The organism is Edaphobacter sp. HDX4 (assembly GCF_036877565.1).
In the GTDB taxonomy this organism is placed as follows: Bacteria; Acidobacteriota; Terriglobia; order Terriglobales; family Acidobacteriaceae; genus Edaphobacter.
Window position 1 is genome coordinate 1 of sequence record NZ_JAEDXW010000097.1, and the last position, 254, is coordinate 254.

Annotated in this window: 1 pseudogene; it reads left to right on the top strand. The window is 51.6% G+C overall.

The annotated features are described in order from the left end of the window. Window positions 1-74: 74 nt before the first annotated feature. Window positions 75-254 (top strand): annotated as a pseudogene (locus tag JAO29_RS23235) (transglutaminase family protein); the annotation flags it as partial.

The window sequence follows — 254 nt, forward strand, 5'->3', positions numbered from 1 at the left end:
ATTTTGGATGATCGCTTTATAACCCACTTCGAAGGCACAACCGTCGTTCTTCTTCGTGCATCGAATGAAAATCTATGTTGATCCGCTCGGAGTATGACATTCAGTTCGACCTTCCTGCGCCATCAACCATCGTGGCTATGCTACGCCTGCATCCCTCGACGGCGTCCTCGCTCAAAGAAGAGGAGTCGCTGAAGATAGAACATGTCTCTGCCGAGGCGACGCGCGAGCTTTCCTCTCACGATTACATCGATGCG